Genomic DNA, 20562 nt, shown 5'->3' on the forward strand with positions numbered 1-20562 from the left:
ACCCATTCTACCAGAATGCGGCAAGAAAAAACCCGGGTATCATACCCGGGTCAGTCAACCAGAATGGAACCACCGATAAATTCACGCAGAATGGAATTGTTGGCCACACAGGCATCATCCGGCATTTCCACAAAGAATTTCAGGAAATCAATCATTCTCTGTGCTTCCGGATATTCATCACTGCTTGGATCAATCTGCTTCAGCAGCGGATCGGCATATTTCTTCAACGCCGCAATTTCATAGACAAGCGAAGAATTAAAGAAGGCATCAGCCGTGTCATTGTACGGGAAGATCCACTTCTCTTCACCACGGCGCACACTCGCCCAGTCATGCAGGGTAATGGCAGCGGAGCGATTGCGGGTTCTGGCATCACGCACCATTCTGCGTAACATTCTTGCATCGGTGGTAGGCACCCGGTGATGGGGATCAATCGAAATCGAAGTCAGCGGTGAAATATAGATCCGGAACTTTTCTTTTTCCGGAATACCGCCAGTCAGGGCAGGATTCAGACCATGAATGCCCTCAATCACAATCGGCTGGCTGCTTTCAATAGATGTGATGCGGCTGCCATACATCTTCTTTCCGGTAATGAAATCAAACGTTGGCAGATCCACTTTCTTACCAGCCAGCAGATCATTCATCTGTGAAGTAAAAAGACCAGTATCCAGGGCAGACAGGGATTCAAAGTCCAGATTGCCATTTTCATCCGGAATCAATTCATCCCGGTTTTTAAAGTAGTCATCCGTGCCCAGATACAGCGGCCTTAACCCGCATACCCGCAGCTGAATGCAAAGCCGTCTGGCAAAGGAAGTCTTGCCAGAGGAAGAAGGCCCGGCAATCAGAATAATTCTCTTCTTCTCCTGGGTAATCCTCTGGGCAATCTCGCCGATCTTCTTCTCATGCAGAGCTTCTGAAAGCATCACTACTTCCTGATAGTCGCCCTTCATGCAGGCATTGAGATCACCGGCATAATCAATGGAAAGCAGATGTTCCCAATGCGTCTCCTCGGCAAAAGCATCATAGAGCAGTCTCTGTTCCACAAACGGTTCAATGACATCAGGATTTGACTGCAATGGAAAACGCAGCAGCACACCATTGCGGTAACGTCTTAGCTCAAACGGCACACAATAGCGGCTCGATGGCAGAAGATGCACATAGAACAAGTCTTCGCAATCCGCAAACCGGCAGAGACTGGCACTGTCCAGAGAATCACTTGTCTGCATCAGCCGCAGTCTTCTGCCTGTCGAATGCGGCAGCTGTGCCAGATGATCCATCATCTGCTGTTTACTAAGCTTTTCTTCCTGAAACGGCAGATCCTGACGAACCAGATCCTGCATGACTTTCTCAATGTCAGCCACGTTCTCATTGGTTAAAGAAGCACGGATCGTTGTATACAGGCCCTTGCTCAAAGAATTCAGCACCGTGATATGCGCGTCTTTGCCAAGCACTCTGTGCACTGCCTCCATGTACAGGAAAATCAAGGAAGACTGAAAGGACATGTTAGCATAGTTATCCCTCAGATCCAAGAGATCCAGATGGCAGCTCTTTGTCAGCACAGTATCCAGCCTCATATTGACATTATTGATACGGCAGGAAAGGATGGCATGAGGATAGTTTCCCATCGCAATGACCGCAGGCACACTGGTGCCCTCCTTCACCTGCAGGAAATGCTCATGCCCATCCGGGTCCTTCAAAAACAAATCAATCATTTTTATTTCTTCTTTCCAAACCGGGTATCAAACACAACTGCCTGTCTTGTACCCTTATGATGATGCGGCTGATCCGGTGCACCCTTGGTCAGCTTCATGCACTCATCCTGACAGGACAGCGGCTGGGCAGCCGAATGAATCTTCCGATAGCGGCCTGTTGTACCCATCACCCTTGCCTTGACATTATCCTTCAGGCACAGATCCACATAAGCAAGAATTCTCTTCCGGATTTCAGCATCCTTGATCGGGCAGGCAATCTCCACTCTTCTCTCCGTATTCCGGGTCATGAAATCCGCAGATGAAATATACATGCGCTGGCTTCTGCCTGTGCCAAAGATATAAATGCGGGAATGTTCCAGATACCGTCCTACAATTGAGCGGATATGAATGTTCTCCGTCTTTCCTTTGATTCCCGGTAAAAGGCAGGAAATGCCGCGGATCACCATTTCAATCTTTACGCCTGCTTTGGATGCCTCAATCAAAGCACCAATGATATCTTCATCCGTCAGGCCATTGATCTTGACAAAGATATAGCCTTTCTCTCCCTTCTTCGTCTCACGCTCAATCAATTCCAGCAGAGTCGGCTTCAAAGATACCGGTGCTACCAGCAGAGACTTGTAGGTACCATCCAGCTTGCCGATCATCATGTTCTGGAAGAAGTTGACTGCATCCGCAATAATTGCTTTATCAGCTGTCAGAACGGCAAGGTCCGTATACTGCTTGGCCGTATTCTCATTGAAGTTGCCGGTTGCTACCAATGCGACATGCTCAGGCCTGCCGCCGGCATCCTTGCGGGTAATCAGGCAGATCTTGGAATGTACTTTATAATGCTCAAAGCCATAGAAGACATTGCAGCCGGAATCTTCCAGTTTCTGAGAATAATCAATGTTATTCTGCTCATCAAACCGTGCTTTCAGCTCAATCAGCACATCGACTTCCTTGCCATTTTCCGCAGCCTGGCACAGATATTCCACCAGACGTGCATGGGAAGCCAGACGATAAATCGTAATCTTGATAGCCACCACATTATCATCATCGGCGCTCTGCTTCACCAGGTTGAGGAACGGTGCCATGGACTCATAAGGGTAGGAAAGCAATACATCCTTCTTGAGAATCTGATCAAACAGCGGCTGATGATAATCAAAGGCAGGAGAAAGCTTTGGCTCATACGGCGGATACAGATACCGCTTCTGCTGCTCTTCATTCAGGCACTTGCCAAGTGAGAAGGCATATTTCATAGAGAACGGCACACTGCAGACAAACTGCATCTGCGGCGTTACATCCAGATGGCGGAACAGATACTTGCCAAGGGCACGGGAAGGACGGTCAGAGAGCACAATGCGGGTGACATGCATCTTGCGGCGCTCCTTGAGTACCTTGAGCATCTTCTTGCGATAATCATGAATATCATCAAAGGCTTCATCTTCCGGATCAATATAGGCAGAACGCGCAATCTTGAACTTCAAGGTCTCCTGAATCTGTGCATCCGGGAACAGAGAACCGGCATAATAGCGCACCAGATCCTCTGTATGGACAAAGCGCAGCTGCTGTTCATTAGGCAGAATGACAATATCACTCAGGCTCGGCGGAATTGCCACAAAGCCAAAGACACCATGTTTCTTGAGACGGATCACAGCCGCAATATAGATATGATCATTCAGAAGATTCGGGAAAGGATGATGTGTATCCACAATCTGGGCAGTCAGAACCGGCTCAACCATTGTCTTGTAATACTTCTTGAGATACTTCTGCTCATCCTTGGTCACTTCATCCATATCCAGATCAAAGATACCCTCTGCTGCCATCTGCTGCCGCAGCTGTGCATAGATCTTGTCACGCTTGTGGCAGCCGCGCTTGGCCGCAGGGTAGATCGCATCCAGCTGTCCTTTGGCAGTCAGGCCGGATTTATTATCAATGGCATTGAACTTGACCTTCTCCATATCATACAAAGAACCCACTCTGACCCGGAAAAACTCCGTCAGATTGGATGTATAGATGGAGACAAACTTCAGTCTTTCCAGCAGGGGTACGCTTTCATCCTTTGCCTCATTCAGCACCCGGTCATCAAAGCGCAGCCAGGAAATTTCACGGTTCTGTGTACAGCCCATTTCATACAAGTCTTTGATCATATCGTCACCACCCCACTTTAGCTATCTTACCAGCTGCTTGTAAATCTCTTGTAAAATACAGTACATTTTCATGTCTGTCGTTCATCTTAAAACCATTTGCTTTCAAAATGGCAATACTGGCGGCATTGTCTGCTTCCACTCTTGCCTTCATCTCTGTCACATTGTGCTGCAGAAACAGGGCAACACACTGCGTACCAAAGCCCTGTCCCCGCCATGCTTTTTTCATCCGGTAGCTGATCTCACCATGGTCCAGAGAAACCATGCCGATGCAGACATTGGACACAAAGAAAAGTTCATGAATGGCACCATCATGCAGGCATGACATCACAAACAGTCTGCAGGCATCCGCATGCATGCCAAAGTCAAACAAATCCTGTACCAGGATTTCATCACCTTCCTGCACGCTGCGCATTGTCAGGATCTTCTTCTCTTTCATTTCCGTATACTTTGTTATTTTACACCCAAACACACCGGTCAATGTGTCAGGATTGTGATTCCTGCTATAATGTCTTGGGTATCTGGAGGATTTTGATGAAAAAGATTCTTACCATGCAGGATCTCTCCTGTGTTGGCAAATGCTCTCTTACAGTGGCCCTGCCGGTCATTTCTGCCATGGGCATTGAATGCGCCGTGCTGCCCACTGCTGTACTGTCCACACATACTGCCTTTTCACACTTCACCTTTCTGGATCTGACCAGCGAACTGGAAAAAATCATGCACGTCTGGAAACAGGAGCACTTTACCTTTGATGCCATTTATACCGGCTATCTTGGCTCTCTGGACCAGATTGCCATTGCCAGAGAATTATTTGATCAGTTTGGCAAAGAACGCCTGCGGCTGGTCGATCCCTGCATGGCCGATGAAGGAAAACTGTATCCCGGCTTTGGCGGCGGTTTTGTCAAAGCGATGAAATCACTCTGTGCAAAAGCAGATGTGATCGTACCCAATGTATCAGAGGCATGCTTTCTGCTGGATCTGCCATATGATCCTGCCCCCAGTGAAGCACAGCTGGAACAGATGTGCAGACAGCTGTGCAAAGATGGGCCAGAGACAGTAATCATTACCGGTGTTTCACAAAGCAAAGGACAGCTTGGCGCCTGTGCTTACAGCAGAAAGGAAGACAGATTCTTCTTTGTCACCGCCCAGGAACAGCCTGCCCACTTCCATGGCACCGGCGATCTGTTTGCCTCCGTACTGGCTGCCGGCCTGACCAGAGGCATGGATATGGAAAAAGCACTGCAGCTTGCCTGTGAGTTCATCTCCCGCAGTATTGCGGCAACACTCAAAGAGTCCAGTCACAATGACTATGGCGTCAACTTTGAGCAGGTGCTGCCATGGCTTTGTGAGCAGTGCAGAGAGGTAGGAAAATAAGTATGGATAAGAAACATGAAAAGATGCTGGCCAAGGCACAGCAGTATGCGGCCGATGCCGTGATTACATATGAAGGCATTGCTAAAATGTTTGACAAGGATCCTTCCTTCTCTGAGCCATTGCTGAAAGCAGCCCGCAGCCGTCAGAAAACCATTGCGGCCCTGGCTGCCATCTCACAGAAAGAAGTTACCGGTACAGATTCCGATCTGAAATTTCTCAAGCGCTGGTCAATCCTGGGAAAGCGCAGGCTGTTTCTTGATATGGCCGGCAGTGAGAAAGAGCAGGGCGATGTCCTACGTGAACTTGCCAAAGAATATCCTGATCTGAAACCACATGCCCAGGATTATTACCTGCAGGCATCGGCTCTGAACAGAATGGCAGACCGCCTGAAACACAAGAAAAAGAAGAAATGAGCAAAGGAATGCAGGACAGCAGACTGTTCTGCATTCCATTTTTATGCGTCAATTGAAGGATCCAGCAGCCAGTCAACAGCGTTATCAACCTGGATACCGTTATAATTTCCCATGGTAAAACGGTCCAAGGTCAGAACAGTCTTAGGATAGTTATCATGGATTTTTTCAAATGGGCTCATTTCGCGCTCAAAGGTCCTTTGATCCGTAAGGCTTGCGGTAACCTGATAATAGTGGTAGACATCATCTTTTTTTGCCACAAAATCTACTTCATGTCTTTCAATCCTGCCGGTATTGACTTCAAAACCTCTTCTGATTAGTTCAAAATACACGACATTTTCCAAGGAAAAGCCAAGATCATAGTTCTGGCGGGGCAGAATGTAATTACGAAGGCCAAGATCTGCAATGTAGTACTTACATGGCGTATTCAACAATTGTTTACCCGAAACATTCATTGGCTGAACCGCATAGAAAATATACGGTTCACATAAAGCCTCGACATAATCTGCGACCGTTGAAGCCGATACCTTACGTCCTGTTGAAGTAATATAGCCTGCAATATTGTTCAAAGATACCGGACTGCCAACTGTACTGGCGAGATAACGGGAAATATTTTTCAGCAATATAACATCCGTGATTCTGCGTTTATTCGGATCCTTATGTTTTCTTTTTTCTCTTTCTTCAATATCTTTGATCAGAATTGTGTTATAGATTCCTTCCAGATACGTATGAATGCGATGGGCGTCATGCCCAAGCTGTGCAGCATATGGCATACCGCCAAATTTCAAATACTGCGCAAAAGTCTCATCCACATTCACACCATTTACCACGTTTCGATACTCCTGGAACGATAATGGCAGCATGTTAATCTCAATATATCTTCCTGAGAGTAGCGTAGCCAGATCGCCGGAAAGCAGAAATGCATTGGATCCCGTGATGTACACATCAATCTGATCTTTGATATACAGACTATCGACGACTTTTTCAAAATCAGGAACCCTCTGTATTTCATCCAGAAAAATATACATCTTCTGATCTGGCAGTATCTTTGAAAGAAGATATTGGTACAATTTGTGATAATCCAGCAGTTCTTCGTAGGCCAGGTCTTCAAAGTTAATGGAAATGATCTGCTCTTCTGATACGCCATTTCTGACAAGATATTCCTGATACTGCTGCAGAACCGTAGATTTTCCACATCTTCTGATACCAGTAATCACCTTGATGATTTTCTGATCCTGCCATTGTTCAATCTGTCTAAGATATGCTTCTCTGATCATCATCGTCTGCACCTCTTTCTTTTATCAGAATATAGCAGTTTCTTTGCCCTGGCACAATATACTATCCCGATACCGGTATATTTTATTATTTTACATATGTATTATCCCGATATCGGGATACTTTTCTGTCTTTCTTTAGATGCGAATCAGGATTTCATGTGAGCACATGCAGCTGCACTTATCCTGTCTTTTACAGGCGTTTAACAACGTTCCTGTATCATTATGTCATGAAGATTCTGTTCATGATCGTAATGCCCATTGCCGTCGTGATTCTGATCATTTCCCTGATCCTGAATATGACCATGATTTTCATGCCGCTATCAATCTCCGGCTATGCCTGGTACTTCGGCTGGCTGACACTGACATCCTCTCTGTTTATCATCTTTCTGGTTCTGATCATCCGCTTTCTGTACAAAGATTCCGATGAACCTGCAGGCAGAAAAAGCCGAAAAGGAATGATCTGGGGCGTCATATTCTTCCTGGCTCTGGATCTGCTTGCCTTTTCTTACATGCGGCCGCTGGTGCTGGACATTCCCTCCCTTTTCCATCCTGCCACCGTTTCGATCACAGATCCTGACTTTAATGTTTCTTCCGGCAATGAAGACAATTACTACTATCTTTCCGGAGCAGATGAAAACGGAGATTTCTATACCTTTCATCTTCCTTCTCAGCAGTACAAAGCCTGCCGGAATGCCTATGCGGCAAAAGAAAATGCTGTGATGGAAGTTACCTATCTTCCTCACAGCAAATATACACTTCAGATCGAAGTCAAATAACCGCTATTCTTTATTAATATGGTCATAATCCAGCCAGGCACCCTGCATTGGTGACGCTGCCAGCATGCCAAACAGCCGCAGCACACCCTTCTTGTATTTATGAGGATGCGGCACAAGCTTTGCTTTTCTCTCCTGCAGAACGGCATCTATTTCAGCTGCTGGTTTTCTTTCTCCATGGATGCCGACAATCTCCAGTTTTCTTTCAGGAATATCAATCTGGATCAGATCATTTTCCTCAACCAGTGCCAGCGGTCCGCCTGCCTGTGCCTCTGGTGAGACATGGCCGATCACAGGACCAGTGGATGCGCCGGAGAAGCGGCCATCGGTGATAAGGGCAATACTTTTTCCAAGTTCCGGATCCGAAGAAATTGCCTCAGTTGTATAGAACATCTCCGGCATGCCGGATCCCTGCGGCCCTTCATAACGAATGATCACGGCATCACCCGGCTGAATGCGATGATGCAGCACGGCATCCAAAGCATCCTCTTCACAGTCAAATGGCCTTGCCTTCAATACCGCATGAAACATCTCCTTCGGACAGGCAGTATGCTTGATCACAGCACCCATCGGGGCAAGATTGCCATGCAGCACCGCAATGGAGCCATCCGCATCAATCGGCTCACTGCCATCACGAATGATATCCTGCCTGCGCAGTGACAGATGATATCTCTGATTGGCTTTGTCCAGTTCCTCCTGACAGTGTGCATAGTAGCCATTCTGTTTTAATTCTTCCAGATTTTCACCAAGTGTTTTCCCGGTTACTGTCATCACATCCAGATGCAGTTCCTCTTTGATCTGTTCCATGACCATTGGCACACCGCCGGCATAATAGAAAAATTCCGCCGGATATTTCCCAGTTGGCCGGATATTGACAAGATACTTTGCTTTACGGTGCAGCCGGTCAAAGTCATCACCGGTGATCGTGATGCCAAGCTCATGGGCAATAGCAGGCAGATGCAGCAGGGCATTGGTGCTGCCAGAGATGGCTGCATGGACAAGAATGGCATTTTCAAAGCTCTTCATCGTTACGATATCAGATGGCCGCAGGCCTTCTCTGGCAAGCTGAACAGCACGCTTCCCTGCGGCAATTGAAGCTTGTTTCAGCATTTCACTGCCATACGGCAGCAATGCTGTTCCCGGCAGAGCCAGGCCAAGTGCCTCTGCCATGATCTGCATCGTGCATGCCGTTCCCAGAAAGGAACAGGCACCGCAGGAAGGGCAGGCATTCTCCTTTGCCCAGGCAAGCTGATCTGCACCAATCTCACCGCGTTCATACTTAGCACTGTAATAGCCAAGCTCATTCAGCGTCAAAAGCTGCGGTCCGGCCTTCATCACACCGCCGCAGACAACAAGAGAAGGAATATTCACACGGCACAGTCCCATCAGACTGCCGGGAAGTCCTTTGTCACAGGAAGAAATGTACACACCGCCGTCAAACGGTGTGGCATTGGCCTGAATCTCAATCATGTTGGCAATCATCTCACGGGAGGCAAGGGAATAATTGATGCCGTCAGTGCCCTGGCTTTCCCCATCGCACATATCTGTCACAAAGTATCTGGCCCCAAAACCGCCGGCTTCCTGCACACCATCCCGCACATCTTTGACAATCTGATCCAGTCCTGCCGATCCCGGATGAGAATCACCAAACGTACTCTCAATATAAATCTGCGGTTTTTCCAGATCTTCCTTCTTCCATCCACTGCCAAGCCGCAATGGATCCATCTCCGGGGCAATTTCTCTCATCTTCTGACTTTTCAGCATTTCTCTATCTTCCCTTCTGCTCACTTGTTTGCAAAGCACTGCTGTATCCAGCGCTGGTTCTCCTTCATATGTGCAAGCATGGCATCATAAGCCGCCTGTAGATCTTTATTTTCAATTGCCTGACAGATCTTCTCATGAATCATCAGCGTATAATCCAGCTGTTCCTGGATTGTATAGTCAAACAGAACAGCGACACCTTCATGAATGACGGGAATGACCCGCTGCATCACATCATTATGGGTGGCTGCCACAATCGCACCATGAAAGCTGACATCATCTTCGAAATGGATGCGGCCATTGCGGATATCATCCGCACAGGCATTACACCTCATCCGGATCAGTGCTCTTTCAGCATCATCTGCCCTTTCCGCCGCGAGTCTGGCAATCTCCGGCTCAGTAAGCAGGCGGAACTCACACAGATCATAGGCAAGTTTCTTCTTATCCGTATCAAAGGCAAAGCCAAGCGGATCATCCACCATACCAGGCTGTTTCTGCACATAGGTGCCATCCCCGCGCCGGATTTCCAGAATACCGCGGCTGACAAGCTGCTTGACTGCCTCCCTGACGGAACCTCTGCCAACATTGAGATCCGCCGCAATCTCAAACTCATTTTTGATCTTCTCTCCTGGCTTGATCTTTCCTGACTCAATGTCTGCCACAATGGTATCCGCAACCTGCTGGGCCACAGTTGTCCGTATCACTGCCATTGTTTCATCTCCCCTCCCGTTCATCATACTCATTTTTTCAGATTCTGATGCCATTAGTATAGCAAAAGATTTCATTGACATCATACGTATGACGTATCACATTTCTCTCATAAAGTAACCGCTTACACGTTTTTTACACAAAAGGAGATAAAACTTAATGAATGAGAAGTTTATGAATGGAATGTTAACGGTGGCTGGCAAGATTTCCAACAACCGCTGGCTTTCCTGCATCCGTGATGCCTTCACCGAACTGATGCCGATCATTATCGCCGGTTCCTTCTGCACCCTGTTTGCCAATGTTGTATGCAACACAACACCTGGCTATCTGTCCCTGGCAAATCTGCCCCACATGTCCTGGCTTGGCAATTTCAAGCCCCTGTTTACCGCTGCCATCTATGGCACCATGACCATGATGGCTGTCTCCATCGTCATCCTGCTGTCCATGCGGGTTGCGGACTCCTAGGACAACCATGACCGGGTTGTACCGATCACAGCCCTGGCATCCTTTATCTCACTTTGTGCCACATCAGTGACCGTCACCGCAGCGGTCTCTGGCGAAGAAGTCACCGTTTCCAACGTTCTTTCTTCCACCTACACAAGTGCCCAGGGATTATTTGTCGGCATGTTAACGGCAATCTTCTCCACCATTATTTACATCAAACTTGTCAATTCCCACAAGCTTGAAATCCATATGCCGGATTCCGTACCGCCCAACATTGCCAGATCCTTTGCCATCCTGTTCCCGTGCTCTTTGACGATTCTGATTATTTCAGCCGTAGGTCTGTTCTTCCAGCTTGCCTTCAAGATGACTCTGTTTGTGGCCATCACCAACTTCATCCAGGCGCCATTGACACATGTATTAACAGGTCTGCCGGGCTTCTGCCTGCTGATCTTCTGCTCTGTCATCCTCTGGTTCTTCGGTATCCATGGCACCCAGACACTGAAAGCCATCTATGAGCCGGCCCTGCTGGCTGCCTTTGCTGAGAACGAAGCTGCCTATGCGGCTGGTGAATCCATTCCCCATATCATCACCACACCGTTCATGTCCAACTTCTCTACAATCACAGGTGCCGGCATCACCGGCGGCCTGATCATCGCCATCATGCTGTTCTCCAAGCGGGAAGACTACAGAGCCATTGCCAAACTGGCCATTCCTTGCGGCATCTTCAATATCAATGAACCGCTGACCTTCGGCCTGCCGATTGTCATGAACCCGATCCTCGGCATTCCGTTTATGATCACACCGGTTGTCACCAGTATGTTCGGCTACTTCATGACCAAGATCGGCTTCTGTGCCAGATTTGTTGTCAATGCACCGTGGACAATGCCTCCGGGAATCATGGCCTTTGTTGCCTCGGCAGGTGATGTCGGTGCTGTCATTACCCAGCTGCTTTGCATCGTGATTTCCTTTGTGATCTACACACCGTTTGTTCTGATTTCCAATCACACCAAGCCAGAAGCACAGCAGGCATAATTCACTGCGCATTCAGCAGCCCATCCTTTACATGGCCTGCTTTTTACGTATCATAGGTAAGCATCAGGAAGAAGGCATGCTATGGTAAAAGACATGACAAAAGGGCCGCTGCTCAAGGAGATCATTTTCTTCACGATCCCGCTTGTGCTGGGCACCTTGCTGCAATTGACCTATAACGCCGCCGATGCCATGATTGTCGGCCGTTTTGTCGGCAAAGAAGCACTGGCTGCCATTGGCACAACCAATCCGGTCATCACCCTGGTACTGCTGTTTGTCAACGGCATCTGCCTGGGCGCTGGCATTCTGGTCAGTATGCTGTATGGCGCCAAGGATATTCCATCTTTAAAAAAACAGGTATCCACCGGCATGATTGCCGGCGGCATCTTCTCACTGATCACTGCTTCCCTGCTATTCATTTTCTCAAAACAAGTACTGGCCATTCTGCAGGTAGAAAAAAACATTCTGCCCCTGGCAGTACAGTACATGCGCATCATCCTGTTTGGCTTATTCTTCTCCTTTATCTATAACTATCTGGCATCCGTATTGAGAGCAATGGGTGACAGCGCCTCACCATTGATCTTTCTTGCTGTCTCAGCAGGTCTGAACATCGGCGGCGACCTGTTCTTTGTCATTGTCCTGCATGCCGGCATTGCCGGAGCTGCCATCAGCACAACCCTTTGTGAAATGCTCAGTGCTGTCATGTGCCTGCTGTATATCCGGAAACACATTCCCGTACTTCATCTTGGCAGAGAATGGCTTGTCTTTGACCACCGCATGTTTGTGAAAACCGTATCATTTGGCTTTGTCTCGGCCATGCAGCAGTCATCTGTACAAATCGGCAAACTGTGCACCCAGTCCTTTGTCAATACCATGGGCGTCAATGCCACGGCTGCCTTCAATGCTGTCAACCGCTTTGATGACTTTGCGACCATTCCCCAGCAGAACATTGCCCATGCCATGACCTCCGTGATGGCCCAGAATGAAGGAGCCCACCTGGAACAGAGGGTCAGAAAGTCCTATGCCCTGGGTATGAAGATTGAAATCCTCTATGGCATTGCCATCGGCCTGATCACATTTCTGTTCTCGCGTTTCCTGATGACTCTGTTTACAAGTGATGAAGCCGTCATTCAGGAAGGCGTCCATTATCTTTCCATCATGGCATGGTTCTACATCCTGCCAGGTATCACCAACGGCATCCAGGGCTATTTCAGAGGCATCGGCGACCTGCGTATCACCCTGTATTCCAGCCTTGTCAACATCGGTGTCAGAGTACTGTGTGAAATTCCCATGGTCTTCTCTTTCCACATGGGCTTTGCGGCAATTCCATGGTCCTACTTCATCGGCTGGATCGCCATGCTGCTGTTTGAAATGCCGCTGCTTGTCCATTCCTTTCATAAACGGGCAGGCAGATAAAAAGCGGCATTGCCGCTTTTCCTTACTCACTGATATCTTTGTACTTGCCAGCTGCCAGATCTGCAATCGAAATCTTAGCGAAATAATCATGCAGAACAGCCGTCACACCGCGCCACAGACCAATGGTTGTACATGACTCCCGGCTGTCACACTGCGAATACTCACCATTGTTCACACACTCCACCGGCTCCAGGCCATCCGTCACTTCCAGCACATCGGCGACATTGATCTCACTGGCAGGTTTAGCCAGCTGATAACCGCCGTTTTTCCCTCTGGTTGTAATCAGCCACCCCTTTTTAACAAGCGGGGCCGCCAGCAGTTCCAGATATTTCAAAGACAGTTCCTGTCTTTTGGCTGTATCATTCAGCGATACCGGCCCATCATCCTGATGGCTGGCAATATCGGCAAGAAGCCGCAGTGAATATCTACCTCTTGTTGAAACTTTCATATTCACTCCTTCTTCCCTATCCTAACACACTTGAAAAGACATCGGGCCTCTGGTGCCCGATGTCTTGTTGTTTCCCTTTATCTCTTTTATTACTTCAGCTTACTTGCCAAAGCGCTCCATCAGTCTGGCCATGGCATCATCCATCGTTACCGGCTTATGAACCACAGGACGGGAAGTTCTTCCTGCACTGCGCGGATTCTTCTTTGCCAGCTCCTCAGGTGACAGCAGGGACAGTGAAAGACGGTTATTGTCCGTATCCACATCAGAGACATACACATCAATCTGATCACCCGGCTTGACGATTGTGGAAGGATCTTCGACCTTATCCATCGACATGCGGGACACATGCAGAAGGCCTGCCTTCTTGGCACCAATATCCACAAAGGCACCATATGATGTCAGATTCTCCACGGTGCCATGGTATTTCTCACCAACCTTCAGCTCAGACAATGCCTTGCGCGGTGCCTTATGACCATGGTGTTCCTTCATCTGTGTTTCCTTCTGCTTCAAGGATTCCAGCGGAATCATGGACAAAGCCACACGATTGCGCTCCACATCAATCTCAGCAACCCACACATCGACAATATCACCGACACTGACAACGGTATTGGGATCTGTCACTCTCTGGGTGGACATGCGGCTTGGCAGTACCAGGCCGTCCTCATGCAGACCGACATCCACGAAGGCACCGAAGTCAACAACATTTCTGACTGTGCCGGACAGTTTGTCACCGACATGAAGGTCCTTGATATCCAGGATATCACTGCGCAGCAGAGCACCCTCAAACTGATCACGATAATCACGCAGCGGCTGACGGATGGCATCCTCAATGTCCTTCAGTGTATAGTCACCAATGCCAAGATCTTTTGTCTTATCCGCAGGAAACTCTGCATCTGCCTCACCAAGCTTCGTAATGCCGCAGGCCTTCATCAGTGCTCTGGCCGCATCATAACTCTCCGGGTGAATACTTGTTTCATCCAGCGGCTCATCTCCGCCGACAATACGCAGGAAGCCGGCACACTGTGTAAAGGCTTTCGGACCAAGCTTCTTGACCTGCTTCAGCTGTTCACGGTTTGTGAAGCGGCCATGGGTATTGCGGTAATTGATGATCTCCTTGGCAATGCCGGCATTCAGACCGGAAATATGGGTTAACAGTTCCTGAGATGCCGTATTGACATCGGCACCGGTACGGTTGACACATTTGGACACGACCTCATCCAGACGTTCCGACAACGCCTTCTGGGGCAGATCATGCTGATACTGGCCGACACCAATGGACTTTGGATCAATCTTGATCAGCTCTGCCAGCGGATCCAGCAGTCTTCTGCCAATGGATACGGCACTGCGCTCTTCAATGGCCATATCCGGGAATTCTTCACGGGCTGCTTCCTGGGCAGACCATACCGAAGCACCAGCCTCGGATACAATGGCATATTCCAGATCCAGATGATTGTCACGGATCAGATCGGCAATCAGCTTCTCACTCTCGCGAGATGCTGTGCCATTGCCAATCGCAACAATCTTCACATTGTACTTCCGGATCAGATCCAGCAGCTTCTTCTTGGAGCCTTCCAGATCCGGATGTTTCTTGCCAAACGGCACGATCTTATCTACTGTTAACATCTTGCCGGTTTCATCAATCACGGCAAGCTTGCAGCCATTGACATAGCCCGGGTCAAAGCCAAGCACGACTCTGCCCTTCAGCGGTGCCTGCAGCAGCAGCTTCTCCAGATTCTTGGAGAAAACTTCAATGGACTTGGTATGAGCACGCTCACTCAGATCACTGCGGATTTCACGCTCAATGGACGGGAACAGCAGTCTTGTGCAGCCATCTGCCACAGCTTCCTTGATCTCATTGACACAGACTGGCTCTTCACCCTTGAGAATATTGTTCTCTGCTTCGTGGATCAGATGTTCCTCATCAAACACAAAGGAGACCGTAATGACCTTTTCTTTCTCGGCACGGTCAATGGCCATGATGCGGTGATCGGCAATCGTGGAAATCTTCTCTGAGCGGTCATAATACATCTCATAGACCTTTCCCTCATCCTTGGCATCCTTCTTCAGCGTAGTCTTCAAGACACCGGTCTTCATGATCGTATCCTTGAATGCCCAGCGCTGCTGCGGGTTGTCACTGACAGCCTCGGCAATGATATCCTTGGCACCCTGTACCGCGTCCTGCCATGTCTTGACTTCTTCCGTTACATATTTGGAAGCTTCTGCCTCAACGCTTCCTTCTTTCGGTAAAGAAAGCATCCAGTCAGCCAGCGGCTGCAGGCCAAGCTTGATGGCAGCCGCAGCTCTTGTCTTTTTCTTCTGGGCATACGGACGGTAAATATCCTCTACCACAGACAGCTTGTCAGCCGCATTGACAGAAGCACGGATTTCATCGGTCAGCTTGCCCTGCTCTTCAATCAGACGCAGAACATCCTCCTTGCGCTCCTTCAGTTTATTCTGATAGTCAAACTGCTTCTCAATGTAAAGAATCTGTTCCTCATCAAGGCCTTTGGTCACATCCTTGCGGTATCTTGCAATCATCGGCACTGTATTGCCATCTGAAAGCAGCTTTAATGTGGCCTCAACCTGGGCTGTGGTTACTTTCAGATCTTCTGCAATCTTCTGAATAATTTTTTCATCCATGGGATCGTACTCCTTCCAAACGTACATATTCTAACACTGCCGGCAATGATTCTCACTCTTGACAACTGACAAACATGTCAGTGCACCGGATGTATAATGGAGCCATCATATTGAAAAGGAGTGATTTTCATGAAATATCAGACAATTCCCCATACAGATCTGCAGGTATCCCGCATTGCCCTGGGTACCTGGGGTCTGGGCGGCGGCTCGGTTTGGTCCGATGAGCAGCCCGATGAAAATACAGCAAATGCCCTGCTGGATGCGGCTGAGCAATGCGGCATCAACTACATCGATACTGCCCCGGTCTATGGCATGGGCACCAGTGAAACCCTGCTTGGCAAAGCATTGAAAGGCAGAAGAGACAAATTCATCCTGCAGTCCAAGGTATCACTGAACTGGCGCAATGACGGCGGCGGTACGTTTAAGTATGAACGTGACGGCTATACGGTAAACAATGACACCAGTGCAAAGGCAATCCGCAAGGATCTGGAGGGATCCCTGGAACGTCTTGGCACGGATCATCTGGACATTGCCGTGGTCCATTATGTCAATGACACGATCACCCCGGTACAGGAAACGATGGAAGCGTTAAATACACTGATCAAGGAAGGCAAGATCAAAGCAGCTGCTCTTTCCAATTCCCGGCCGCAGGACTATGAGAATTATCAGAAATATGGCCGTATCTCACTTGTACAGGAACAATTCAGCCTGTTAGCACCATACCATGGCTATGACTATTTTCCGCATTTGCAGAAGGATCATACAATTTTCCAGGTCTATGGCGCATTGGAAGAAGGTATCCTGACTTCCCGCAGCTATGTACAAAGAATCTTTGCACAGGGAGATATCCGGGCCAGACTTCCATGGAGTGAAGAAGCAGAAAAGACAGAATATGATCAGTTCTTTGACCTGCTGGAAGAAATGGCTGCTGCCCATACCTGCAGTATTGCCAATCTCATTGAGGCCTGGACACTGCAGCAGTATCCGGACATCAGCCTGCTGATCGGTATGCGGCATCCTTCCACGATGCTGGATACCTGTCATTGCCTGAATCTGCACCTTACCAAAGAAGAAATGGATGCCATGGAAGAGGCAGCCAGAGCACTGCAGAAAAAAGAGATCGACAAGTAAGACAAACAATATCGTTTCACTTCTATTTGCACCCCTGTATCCTTTAAAATAAAGACAGGAGGAACACTTATGGAAGGACTTCTCATCACACTTGTACTGATCGTTATCATCATCGCTCTCATCTCATCCTGCATCAAGATTGTCCCTCAGGCCAATGCCTATGTCATTGAACGTCTGGGCAAGTACCAGTCTACCTGGAACCCGGGTGTCCACTTCAAGGCACCATTCATTGACAGAGTAGCAAGAAAGGTACTGCTCAAGGAACAGGTCGCTGACTTTGCCCCGCAGCCTGTGATCACCAAGGACAACGTCACCATGCAGATTGATTCAGTTGTGTACTTCAAGATTGCGGATCCAAAGCTGTATGCCTATGGCGTGGAAAATCCAATCATGGCAATGGAAAACCTGACTGCAACAACACTTAGAAACATCATTGGTGATATGGAACTGGATGCCACTTTGACAAGCCGTGAGAGTATCAATGGACAGATGCTTTCCACCATTGACAGTGCTACGGATCCATGGGGCATCAAGGTCACAAGAGTTGAGCTCAAGAACATACAGCCGCCGGCAGCCATCCGGGAAGCGATGGAAAAGCAGATGAAGGCAGAGCGTGAAAAGCGTGCTGCCATTCTCAATGCGGAAGGTGAAAAGCAGTCCATGATCCTGCAGGCAGAAGGTACCAAAGAGTCGGCTGTGCTGAAGGCAGAAGCTGAAAAGCAGGCTACCATTCTGAAAGCAGAGGCAGAAAAACAGAATCAGATTCTGTTAGCAGAAGGTAAAGCCGAGGCGATCCGCAAGGTGCAGGAAGCCACTGCCCAGGGTATTGAAATGATCAAGAATGCCGGTGCAGATGATGCCGTGATCAAGCTGAAGGCGCTGGATTCCTTTGCCAGGGCAGCAGATGGTCAGGCAACCAAGATCATTGTGCCAAGTGAAATTGCCTCATTGGCAGGTCTAGCCAAAGGCATCACGGAAACCATGAAGGAGAAATAATCATGTTCTTCAGCTTCATTGTATGGGGCGTATTGATTCTCTGCTTTATTACAGTGGTGGCAAGTGCTGCTTCAAAGCCAAGGAAGAAGAGAACAAAGCCAGACTATCTGATTGGCAGGACAATCTCAGATGATGGCCATACCATTCCCTACAAGAATGATATTACCTGTGAAACCAGGGATGGACATCACCATCCCACTTCCAGTCAGCCCCGCTATATCGTCCATGAAGAGCCGGAAGAAGGATATGTCATCCTCAATGGCAAAAAGATCCGCTTAAAAGACTGTAAATATTTATAAGAGCATGGTCAGGAATCGTCTCATCTGTTCCTGATCATGCTTTTTTGCTATCATAGTCAACATGTCAAAAAAATCACTGATCTCTTCCTATCTGGCTTCTATTGTTTCCATCGCCATTGGACTCGCCTTCTTTGCCGGCAAATCCATCTCCTGGATTGTCCTCTACTTCTTACTGCTGGCCATCAACCTGCTGACACCGCTGCGCTCACACCAGGTCATCTCTCACCATATCAAACCCATAGATCCCATTGACATCATCATCTGTACCTTCTGCCTGCTCTATGGCATCTTCCTGTTACTGTTCCCAGGCAGATTTCCTTCTTCTCTATACCTGCTCTATGGACTCTGGATGGCATTGACCGCCTTTATCTCCGCAGTAAATTTCATCGTCATTGCAAGAGATGGCATGAAAGGTGCCATCGCCAAACTGTTCTTTACACTGTATGCCGGCATCCTGTCCTTCTTTTTAATCTTTGGAAAGATCATTCATCTCAAGGAAGAACTTCTTGCCATACTGGCCGGCATCTTCTTTCTGATCTATGGCCTGCAGATGTTCCTCATGACCCTGACAAGCCAATACCCGGGCAGCTGGATGGCAAAGCACAGCCACATTGCCCTGTCCGTTCCTTTACTGGCAGGAGCCATTCTGCCTGTATCTGCCTATGTCTCCATCCACTCACTCAAGGAAAAAAGCAGTGAAGCACTGCCCATCCCCAACGATCCCGAAAGTCTGCATGTCTACCTGTATCTTGGCGGCACGGGATTCCGTATGTTCGGTCATATTGATATTGCCTATCATGGCATGATCTACTCCTATGGCTGTCATGATCCCAAAGGGCGCACACTGTTTGGCACACTGGGAGACGGCGTATTGATTCAGGCAGATGAAACAAAATTCATCAAGCATGCCGTTAATGGGGAAGACAGAACCATTGTCGCCTATGGCATTACACTGGATGAATCACAAAAGAAAATCCTGCAGGAACGGATCAACAATCTGATGGCAAGAACCATCCCCTGGCAGTGCGCTGCAGTAACAGATCCTAAGGCACAGGACTATATATCCAGAGTATGGAGAAACACAGGCTGTCAGCTGTATAAGTTCACCAAAGGAAAGTTCAGAACCTATTTTGTGGCCAGTACAAACTGTGTATTACTGGCAGATGAACTGATCCGTTCTAAGCAGCTAAGACTCGTTACACCAGGCGGCTTTATTACCCCAGGTGCTTATCTTTCCTTCCTCAATGATGCCTATCTCAGAAAGGAAGGCAATGTCAGCGAGCGGAAGATTTACGCAAAGACAAACAAATAACTTCAACTGATGACAAAGCACAAAAAAGGCGGTAGTGCACAGCATTACCGCCTTTTAGAGATTCAATTGTAATGATCAGCTTACGCTGCAGCAGCCTCTTCCCTCGGTGCCTTGTTTGCTGCAATAACAAACGGTGTGTACAGAAGGATCGAAGAAGCAAATGCAATCAACTGAGACAGAGCGCCCATCAGCTTGCCGCCGGATGCCAGGAAGCCCAGCAGTACAGGCGGAGTGGTCCACGGTGCATCGACTACCATGATCGGGCAGAAGCCAATTCTTGTCAGGACATAACCAATGATGACAGAGAGCAGTGGTGCGCAGAAGAACGGCACTGCAAACAGGGGGTTCATGACCATAGGAATACCGAAGATGATCGGCTCGTTGATATCGAAGATTCCGCAAGGGATAGCCAGCTTTGCAATTGCCTTATAATCGTCTCTCTTGGAGAAAAGCATGATGGCAATGATCAGGCCGCCGGTGATACCGGAACCAGTCATTGAGAAGAATGTGGAGCCAAACGCATTACAGATGATGCTGTACTTACCTGCAGACAGATAAGGGTTACCAATCTCATTGTAGATAGCCAGGTTCTCAGCACTTGCCTGTGTCATGAATGCTGTTGTAACAGCAGACATAACGTTAGGTCCATGAATTCCGAAGAACCACAGCAGCTGCATCAGGAAGACGATCAGCAGATAGCCAGGCAGAC

19 protein-coding genes are annotated in these 20562 nt (G+C 48.4%); 10 read left to right on the forward strand and 9 right to left on the reverse strand.

Features of this window, described 5'->3' with window-relative positions; translation table 11 throughout:
• Window positions 1–50: 50 nt before the first annotated feature.
• Genes SOI44_RS03475 through SOI44_RS03485 form a run of 3 tightly spaced genes read right to left on the reverse strand, consistent with a single transcriptional unit; the run spans window position 51 to window position 4274 of the window.
• Window positions 51–1709 carry a hypothetical protein gene (locus SOI44_RS03475; RefSeq protein WP_331347846.1) on the reverse strand — a complete coding sequence of 553 codons (1659 nt, stop codon included), beginning with the start codon at window positions 1707–1709 and terminating at the stop codon, window positions 51–53.
• 2 nt (window positions 1710–1711) lie between these two features.
• The gene (gene ppk1 / locus SOI44_RS03480; RefSeq protein WP_331347847.1) at window positions 1712–3838 is read right to left on the reverse strand and encodes a polyphosphate kinase 1; all 2127 of its coding nucleotides are present in this window, start codon (window positions 3836–3838) and stop codon (window positions 1712–1714) included.
• Between the two features lie 4 nt (window positions 3839–3842).
• The gene (locus SOI44_RS03485) at window positions 3843–4274 is read right to left on the reverse strand and encodes a GNAT family N-acetyltransferase (RefSeq protein WP_331347848.1); all 432 of its coding nucleotides are present in this window, start codon (window positions 4272–4274) and stop codon (window positions 3843–3845) included.
• Between the two features lie 95 nt (window positions 4275–4369).
• Between SOI44_RS03485 and SOI44_RS03490 the strand changes: the two genes are divergently transcribed.
• Together SOI44_RS03490 and SOI44_RS03495 are read left to right on the forward strand one after the other, a co-directional pair.
• Window positions 4370–5209 carry a pyridoxamine kinase gene (locus SOI44_RS03490; RefSeq protein ID WP_331347849.1) on the forward strand — a complete coding sequence of 280 codons (840 nt, stop codon included), beginning with the start codon at window positions 4370–4372 and terminating at the stop codon, window positions 5207–5209.
• 2 nt (window positions 5210–5211) lie between these two features.
• The gene (locus SOI44_RS03495; RefSeq protein ID WP_331347850.1) at window positions 5212–5622 is read left to right on the forward strand and encodes a hypothetical protein; all 411 of its coding nucleotides are present in this window, start codon (window positions 5212–5214) and stop codon (window positions 5620–5622) included.
• A gap of 41 nt (window positions 5623–5663) precedes the next feature.
• Here the strand turns inward: SOI44_RS03495 and SOI44_RS03500 are convergent, their stop codons facing one another.
• The gene (locus SOI44_RS03500) at window positions 5664–6899 is read right to left on the reverse strand and encodes an ATP-binding protein (protein WP_331347851.1); all 1236 of its coding nucleotides are present in this window, start codon (window positions 6897–6899) and stop codon (window positions 5664–5666) included.
• Window positions 6900–7138: 239 nt separating this feature from the next.
• On the opposite strand from SOI44_RS03500, the gene SOI44_RS03505 reads away from it, so the two are divergent.
• Complete coding sequence (locus SOI44_RS03505) at window positions 7139–7672, forward strand: hypothetical protein (protein WP_331347852.1); 534 nt, start codon at window positions 7139–7141, stop codon at window positions 7670–7672.
• Between the two features lie 3 nt (window positions 7673–7675).
• Here SOI44_RS03505 and ilvD read toward each other — a convergent pair whose 3' ends face one another.
• The gene (gene ilvD, locus SOI44_RS03510) at window positions 7676–9433 is read right to left on the reverse strand and encodes a dihydroxy-acid dehydratase (RefSeq protein ID WP_331347853.1); all 1758 of its coding nucleotides are present in this window, start codon (window positions 9431–9433) and stop codon (window positions 7676–7678) included.
• 20 nt (window positions 9434–9453) lie between these two features.
• Complete coding sequence (locus tag SOI44_RS03515) at window positions 9454–10140, reverse strand: FadR/GntR family transcriptional regulator (protein ID WP_331347854.1); 687 nt, start codon at window positions 10138–10140, stop codon at window positions 9454–9456.
• Between the two features lie 157 nt (window positions 10141–10297).
• On the opposite strand from SOI44_RS03515, the gene SOI44_RS03520 reads away from it, so the two are divergent.
• From SOI44_RS03520 to SOI44_RS03530, 3 genes are all read left to right on the forward strand, one after another.
• Window positions 10298–10603 carry a hypothetical protein gene (locus SOI44_RS03520; RefSeq protein WP_331347855.1) on the forward strand — a complete coding sequence of 102 codons (306 nt, stop codon included), beginning with the start codon at window positions 10298–10300 and terminating at the stop codon, window positions 10601–10603.
• Between the two features lie 33 nt (window positions 10604–10636).
• Window positions 10637–11614: a PTS sugar transporter subunit IIC gene (locus SOI44_RS03525; protein ID WP_331347866.1), complete on the forward strand. Its 978-nt coding sequence runs from the start codon at window positions 10637–10639 to the stop codon at window positions 11612–11614.
• Window positions 11615–11695: 81 nt separating this feature from the next.
• Window positions 11696–13027 carry an MATE family efflux transporter gene (locus SOI44_RS03530; RefSeq protein WP_331347856.1) on the forward strand — a complete coding sequence of 444 codons (1332 nt, stop codon included), beginning with the start codon at window positions 11696–11698 and terminating at the stop codon, window positions 13025–13027.
• Window positions 13028–13049: 22 nt separating this feature from the next.
• Here the strand turns inward: SOI44_RS03530 and SOI44_RS03535 are convergent, their stop codons facing one another.
• On the reverse strand, window positions 13050–13475 hold the full coding sequence (locus SOI44_RS03535; protein WP_331347857.1) for an RrF2 family transcriptional regulator: 426 nt from the start codon (window positions 13473–13475) through the stop codon (window positions 13050–13052).
• Between the two features lie 99 nt (window positions 13476–13574).
• Window positions 13575–16115: a S1 RNA-binding domain-containing protein gene (locus SOI44_RS03540; protein ID WP_331347858.1), complete on the reverse strand. Its 2541-nt coding sequence runs from the start codon at window positions 16113–16115 to the stop codon at window positions 13575–13577.
• Window positions 16116–16244: 129 nt separating this feature from the next.
• Here SOI44_RS03540 and SOI44_RS03545 point away from each other — a divergent pair, with 129 nt between their 5' ends.
• The 4 genes from SOI44_RS03545 to SOI44_RS03560 all read left to right on the forward strand — a co-directional run bounded on the left by SOI44_RS03545 (window position 16245) and on the right by SOI44_RS03560 (window position 19853).
• Complete coding sequence (locus tag SOI44_RS03545; RefSeq protein ID WP_331347859.1) at window positions 16245–17246, forward strand: aldo/keto reductase; 1002 nt, start codon at window positions 16245–16247, stop codon at window positions 17244–17246.
• 69 nt (window positions 17247–17315) lie between these two features.
• Window positions 17316–18242 (forward strand): SPFH domain-containing protein, encoded by a 927-nt coding sequence (locus SOI44_RS03550; RefSeq protein ID WP_331347860.1) that lies wholly within the window; start codon window positions 17316–17318, stop codon window positions 18240–18242.
• Window positions 18243–18244: 2 nt separating this feature from the next.
• Window positions 18245–18541 (forward strand): hypothetical protein, encoded by a 297-nt coding sequence (locus SOI44_RS03555; protein WP_331347861.1) that lies wholly within the window; start codon window positions 18245–18247, stop codon window positions 18539–18541.
• 61 nt (window positions 18542–18602) lie between these two features.
• Window positions 18603–19853 carry a hypothetical protein gene (locus SOI44_RS03560; protein ID WP_331347862.1) on the forward strand — a complete coding sequence of 417 codons (1251 nt, stop codon included), beginning with the start codon at window positions 18603–18605 and terminating at the stop codon, window positions 19851–19853.
• Window positions 19854–19933: 80 nt separating this feature from the next.
• Here SOI44_RS03560 and SOI44_RS03565 read toward each other — a convergent pair.
• Window positions 19934–20562: PTS transporter subunit EIIC (locus tag SOI44_RS03565; RefSeq protein WP_331347863.1), on the reverse strand; the 629-nt coding region annotated here is incomplete at its 5' end.

It is taken from the genome of Lactimicrobium sp., assembly GCF_036453465.1.
Classification (GTDB): Bacteria; Bacillota_I; Bacilli_A; order Erysipelotrichales; family Erysipelotrichaceae; genus Bulleidia.